Here is a 5,816-nt window from a genome sequence, read left to right as displayed (position 1 = left end):
ACCGAGCGGGCGCGGATGCGCGGGCGGAAGGCGCGGCCGAGTTCGGGGGCGCGTCGCAGGAACGGGTGGATGACCGGTTCCTTGGCGGTGAACGCGTAGGCTTTCAGCAGAGCGAAATAGTTCGGAAAGACATAGCCGTTGTTCATGCGCTGCCATTCCTCGCGGCGCGCCTTGTAAAGCGAGGGCAGCTTGTACCAGGCAGCCGTCGGGTTCTTGTGGTGTACCAGGTGCAGGTTGTTGTTGAGGAAGAGCAGCGACAGCGGCGAGCGCTCGATGATCACGGTGCGCCCATCCGGCCGCTCCGACCATTGATGTTCGGCAAAGGTACGGATGGCGATGAAGGACTGGCCGAGCCAGACTGGCACCAGCACGTAAAGCCAGAGCGGCAGAGCAAAGCCGAACTGCACGAGCGGCAGCACAATCGCGAGGCCGATCAGATGATGCCGCCATGCCTTCTGTACCGCCTTGTCGCCGGTCGCGATCAGCCTGAGGTCGGTCGCAATGAAGGCGACGTTGGCGAGCACCGGACCGAGGATGAAGCGGCCGACCATCATGTTGTTGACGGCAAGCAGGACCTGCAGCGCGCGCGGCAGGTTCCGGTGCTGCCACAATGCGCGATAATAGCTTTCCGGATCGTCGAACGGATCGGTCAGGTTCTCATCGGCATGATGCTGCAGATGCAACGTTTTGAAACGTCGGTAGGGATAGATGAGGCCGATCGGCAGGCCGACGAGAATCTCGTTGAGGATCGCCTTGCGCGTCGGATGGCCGTGGCTGGCTTCGTGCATCAGCGACGACTGCATGGCGACTGCCAAAGCCAACACCAGCAGCGCGGCCACGGGGTACGATGGCCAGAGCAGCATGCCGGCAGCGAGCCAAACGCCGTAGCAGGCAATGATGAGCGCCAGTGTCGGCCATTCGATTTTGGGCGCACGTTTTCGTGCGGCAACAGGGCTGCTCGCCATGATTGTCTCTCAAATCAGCTGAGGAGTTCCCCGACTCCCTGACACGATGCTGCCAACAGGAGGGCTGAGCCGCAACGAAGAATTTGCGCACAAAGGTTTATTCTGCGCACCAAACTTTTCGTTTGTTGTGGGAAGTGAACAAAATTCCTGTAGTCTGCCGGTCATGGACAAGCGCGACCTATCCTCCCTGTTTCGCGAACGGCTGAAACTCCTGCTTCAGCGTTCGCGGCTCAACCAGTCGGCTTTCGCCGCCAATGTTGGCCTGGACCGATCGGCATTGTCGCAGCTTCTATCGGGCGCAACGACCCGCCTGCCCCGCGCCGAAACGCTGCTGAACATTGCGGCCGAGCACAAGATCTCACTGGATTGGCTGCTGGGTCTCAGCCAGGACGAAGGGCTGACGGGCGAGCTGCGCGTCAACATGGAGATGGAAGAAGGGCTCGGCGGCAATGATCGCGCGCTGCTGGCCCGATGGCATGCCGAAGCGGCGGGCACCAAGATCCGCTATGTGCCGGCCGGCATTCCCGACCTTTTGCGCACCGAAGCGCTGATCGCCTACGAATCCGCTCGCTCCCACCGCAACAGCGAGATCCAGATCGACGAAACGCAGTCGCGCATCGATTACAGCCGGCGGCCGGAAACGGATATGGAAGTTTGCATGCCGCGCCACACGCTGGAGATCTTTGCTCGGGGCATGGGGATCTGGGCGGAGTTTCCTGAACCGGACCGCAGAGCGCAGCTGGCGCATATGGCGCAACTGCTCGACGACCTTTATCCGAGCTTTCGCCTGTTCCTTTATGACGGGCGCGAGCGTTACTCCATCCCCTACACCGTGTTCGGTTCGATGCGCGCGGCGATCTATGTCGGTGACATGTATCTGGTGCTGAATGCGACGGAGCCGGTGCGGACGCTGACGCGGCATTTCGATACGCTGATCAGGTCCGCACAGGTTCATGCCCATGAAGCGGCCGGCTTTGCGCGCCGGTTGCACGACCAGCTCGCTTGACCGGACATAAAGATTTCCTTATGTCTTCTTTCACCTCATGACACCGGAGACCACCATGGCCAATCCGCTCGATGCACTGCTCGCGGAAAAGGGCGTTCTGCTTGCTGACGGCGCAACCGGCACGAACCTGTTCAACATGGGTCTGGAATCCGGCGAGGCGCCGGAATTGTGGAACGAAACGCAGCCGGAAAAGATTGCCGATCTGCATCAGGGTTTCGTGGATGCCGGCGCCGATATCATCCTCACCAACTCCTTCGGCGGCACGCGCCATCGGCTGAAGCTGCATCATGCGCAAGACCGCGTGCATGCCTTGAACAAGCAAGCCGCCGTGATCGCACGCGCCGTGGCCGAAAAGGCCGGTCGCAAGGTGATCGTGGCCGGCTCGGTCGGGCCCACAGGCGAGCTGTTGGAGCCGCTGGGTGCGCTGACCTATGACGACGCGGTGGATGCCTTTGTCGAGCAGATGGAAGGCTTGAAGGCGGGCGGCGTCGATGTAGCCTGGATCGAAACCATGTCGGCACCGGCGGAAGCTCGTGCGGCTGCCGACGCGGCGATCAAGGTTGGCCTGCCCTATACCTACACCGTATCCTTCGACACGGCCGGACGTTCCATGATGGGCCTGCATCCACGCGACATTCACGGCGTGTCGGACGGCTTGTCGGAAGAACCTCGCGCGGTTGGCGCGAATTGCGGTGTCGGCGCATCCGACATTCTGTCATCGCTGCTCGATATGACGAGTGCCAAGCCGGACGCGACGATCATCGTGAAGGGCAATTGCGGCATTCCGGAATTTCACGGCACGGAAATCCATTATTCCGGCACGCCGGAGCTGATGGCCGATTATGCCCGCCTTGCGATGGATGGCGGCGCAAAGATCATCGGCGGCTGCTGCGGCACGTCGTTCGGCCATCTGAAGGCCATGCGCGAGGCGATCGACGGACACACCAAGGCCGAGCGTCCGACCGTCGAGACCATCACCAGCCGTATCGGCCCGCTTCGCAACAAGCAGGCCGACGAGAGCGGCGCAGCACCCTCAGGTGAAGGCGGCGGCCGCCGGCGCCGCCGCGGCTAAAGCGGATGTCTAGTGGAGCGCTTCTTCGAACAAAGTGAAGAGGCGCTTCCAGGCGCGCTTGGCACCTTCGGCATCATAGATGTCGTGGTCAGACACGGCCCAGCCGTGCTGCATGCCGACATAGTTTTCAATGATATGATCGACTTCCGCTTCACGCAGAGCCTGCGCCAGCTTCGCGGATTGCTCCGGCGGAAAGCTCTTGTCGATGCCGGCTGAGCCGACATAAACGCGGCCCTTGATCTTGTTCGCTGCCTTGTGCGGGCTGTCTTCCGCATCGCTGGCGAGATTGCCGCCATGGAAGCTGGCGGCTGCTGCGATGCGATCCGGATAATGCGCGGCGGCGTTAAGGGCGCGCGGTCCGCCCATGCAATAGCCGACCGTGCCGATCGACTTGGCGCCCTCGCCTTCCAGCGTGTCGAGGAAGGCTGCCGTGTCGCTGATGGTCAGCGCTTGCGTGGTGCTGCTCATGATGCCGCGTAATTCCTTAGCCGTGTCTTCGTTCTTGAAGGCGGTCTTGGCGTCGAATGGGCCGTAAGGCGCATTGCGGTAGAACAGGTCGGGGATCAGCGTGACATAGCCGGCATTGGCGAGCGTTTCTCCAATCTCGCTCATCGCGGGACGAAGCCCGAAGGCATCCATGTAAACGATCACGCCGGCTTCCACCGGTTCCGGGCGTGAATCGGGAGTGAACAGCCAGGCATCAGCCTCGCCATCGGCGGTCTTGATCTTGATTTCGCTGAACGGCATCGTTGTTTCCCTAGGCTTCAGACGCCGATAGATAGAAAAAGGCCGCATCACGCCAAGCGCGATGCAGCCTTGTAACTCGAGAAACTGATACCGCTTATTCAGCAGCCTGGGTCGGTACGCCCTTTTCAGTCTTTTCGGCGGTCGCGTTCGAGCCGCCCGACTGCGTGTCGGTCTTGCTGCCGCCACCCGTGCTCGTGCAAGCAGCGGTCGCGAGGATCATGGTGACGATGGCGGCGCTGGAAAGAAGCTTCTTCATAATCAGGTCCCTTGAATCAGATGACGTGTGAGCAATAAAGCCGCTCCCATAATCATCCGGGCGTCCTGCGGTTCCCGCTTTGTGGCAGAATCTTGATGAAGCTCCTGACAAAGCCCCAGCCACAGGAATAAAGACGCGCGACAACGGCGCTTTGCCGCGCTTCCACTCACTTTGAGCCGGAGAAGGCGCTTCTCCAGACTTCCTTGTGAATCAGTCCAGCCACTTTAGCCCGGCTGCTTTCGGGCTCCTTTCAAGTGAAAGCGTCAGGCATGGACTCCTTCTTGGCCGCGATAAAATCATTCAGACCGTCGGTGATGCCTTGATCCAGCGCTGGCGCTTCGTAGCTTTCCAGCCAGCGGCGTGCGAGTTCGTTGGCGCGCTGCGGCGCGGTCTTCTCGCCTTCGGCCAGCCACTGCTCGTAGGAATTGTTGTCGGCGATCGACGAGCGGTAGAACGCGGTCTGGAAGTTGGCCTGCGTGTGATCGCAACCGAGGTAATGGCTGCCCGGGCCGACCTGACGGATGGCATCCATGGCCTGGCCGTTTTCGGAAAGGTCGACCCCTTCGGCGAGCTTCTGCGCCATGCCGAGCTGGTCGACATCCATCATGAACTTCTCGTAGCAGGATGCCAGACCGCCTTCGAGCCAGCCGGCAGCGTGCAGCACGAAGTTGGTGCCGGCGAGCAGCGTCGAGTTCAGCGTGTTGGCACTTTCGTAAGCTGCCTGCGCATCAGGGATCTTGGAGGCGCACAGCGAGCCGCCGGTACGGAACGGCAGGCCGAGACGGCGGGCAAGCTGTGCTGCGCCATAAGACACCAGCGACGGCTCCGGCGTGCCGAAGGTGGGTGCGCCTGACTGCATGGAGATCGACGAGGCGAAAGTGCCGAACAGAACCGGCGCGCCGGGGCGCACCAGCTGTGTAAAGGATGCGCCGGCCAGAACTTCCGCCAGAACCTGCGTCAGCGTGCCGGCGACCGTCACTGGGCTCATGGCGCCGGCCAGAATGAAGGGCGTGATGATGCAGGCCTGGTTGTTGCGGGCATAGACCTTGGCGGCGCCCAGCATGGTCTCGTCAAACACCATCGGCGAATTCGCGTTGATGAGGTTGATGATCACCGTGTTCTCGTCGACGAACTTCTCGCCGAACAGGATCTTGGCCATCGCCACCGTGTCTTCGGCGCGTTCTGGCGCGGTGACCGAGCCCATGAAGGGCTTGTCGGACAGCGTCATGTGGGCATGCACCATATCGAGATGGCGCTTGTTCACCGGCACGTCGACCGGTTCGCAAACCGTGCCGCCGGAATGGTGGATCGAGGGCGCGAGATAAGCGAGCTTCACGAAGTTGCGGAAGTCCTCGATCGTCGCGTAACGGCGATTGCCTTCCAGGTCGCGTACGAAGGGCGGGCCGTAAACCGGCGCAAACACGGTGGCCTTGCCGCCGATCTGCACGGACCGCTCGGGATTGCGGGCATGCTGGGTGAATTGCGAGGGTGCGGTCTTCAACAGCGAACGGCACAGGCCGCGCGGGAAATGGACGCGTTCGCCCTTCACGTCGGCGCCGGCTTCTTTCCACATGGCCAGCGCTTCGGCATCGTCGCGGAACTCGATGCCGATTTCCTCGAGGACGGTGTCGGCATTGCGCTCGATCAGCGCGAGGCCTTCTTCGTTGAGCACCTCGAAGCTGTTGATCTGGCGCTTGATGTAAGTGAGCTGCGTGCCCGGTCCACCGCCTGTACGGGCTGCACGGCGTGCTGCCGCTCCGCCGCTGGCAC

At 61.8% G+C, this 5,816-nt stretch carries 6 protein-coding genes; 2 read left to right on the top strand and 4 right to left on the bottom strand.

The genetic code is table 11. The annotated features are described in order from the left end of the window. Positions 1-965 (bottom strand): fatty acid desaturase (locus RTX98_RS19490; RefSeq protein ID WP_312798512.1); only part of this gene is annotated, 965 nt, incomplete at its 3' end. A gap of 163 nt (positions 966-1,128) precedes the next feature. Between RTX98_RS19490 and RTX98_RS19485 the strand changes: the two genes are divergently transcribed. Both RTX98_RS19485 and bmt read left to right on the top strand, forming a co-directional pair. Then, a complete protein-coding gene (locus RTX98_RS19485) occupies positions 1,129-1,971 on the top strand; it encodes a helix-turn-helix transcriptional regulator (protein ID WP_312798510.1) in 843 nt (280 codons plus the stop codon). Between the two features lie 55 nt (positions 1,972-2,026). Beyond that, positions 2,027-3,043, top strand: a complete 1,017-nt coding sequence (bmt, locus tag RTX98_RS19480; protein ID WP_312798508.1) for a betaine--homocysteine S-methyltransferase — start codon at positions 2,027-2,029, stop codon at positions 3,041-3,043. A 9-nt stretch (positions 3,044-3,052) separates the two neighbouring features. Here the strand turns inward: bmt and RTX98_RS19475 are convergent, their stop codons facing one another. The 3 genes from RTX98_RS19475 to RTX98_RS19465 all read right to left on the bottom strand — a co-directional run. Further along, positions 3,053-3,790 (bottom strand): dienelactone hydrolase family protein, encoded by a 738-nt coding sequence (locus RTX98_RS19475; protein ID WP_312798506.1) that lies wholly within the window; start codon positions 3,788-3,790, stop codon positions 3,053-3,055. Positions 3,791-3,884: 94 nt separating this feature from the next. Then, complete coding sequence (locus RTX98_RS19470) at positions 3,885-4,046, bottom strand: hypothetical protein (RefSeq protein ID WP_312798505.1); 162 nt, start codon at positions 4,044-4,046, stop codon at positions 3,885-3,887. 250 nt (positions 4,047-4,296) lie between these two features. Beyond that, positions 4,297-5,816: trimethylamine methyltransferase family protein (locus tag RTX98_RS19465; RefSeq protein ID WP_312798503.1), on the bottom strand; the 1,520-nt coding region annotated here is incomplete at its 5' end.

This window comes from Tianweitania sp., assembly GCF_032053605.1.
Classification (GTDB): domain Bacteria; phylum Pseudomonadota; class Alphaproteobacteria; order Rhizobiales; family Rhizobiaceae; genus Tianweitania.
This window is presented reverse-complemented; position numbering and strand designations above follow the sequence as displayed.

What these genes read in the sequence shown, in the direction of transcription:
- RTX98_RS19485 (WP_312798510.1), top strand. Translation starts at nt 1,129, where the DNA reads ATGGACAAGCGCGACCTATCCTCCCTGTTTCGCGAACGGCTGAAACTC.
- bmt (WP_312798508.1), top strand. Translation starts at nt 2,027, where the DNA reads ATGGCCAATCCGCTCGATGCACTGCTCGCGGAAAAGGGCGTTCTGCTT.
- RTX98_RS19475 (WP_312798506.1), bottom strand. Translation starts at nt 3,790, where the DNA reads ATGCCGTTCAGCGAAATCAAGATCAAGACCGCCGATGGCGAGGCTGAT.
- RTX98_RS19470 (WP_312798505.1), bottom strand. Translation starts at nt 4,046, where the DNA reads ATGAAGAAGCTTCTTTCCAGCGCCGCCATCGTCACCATGATCCTCGCG.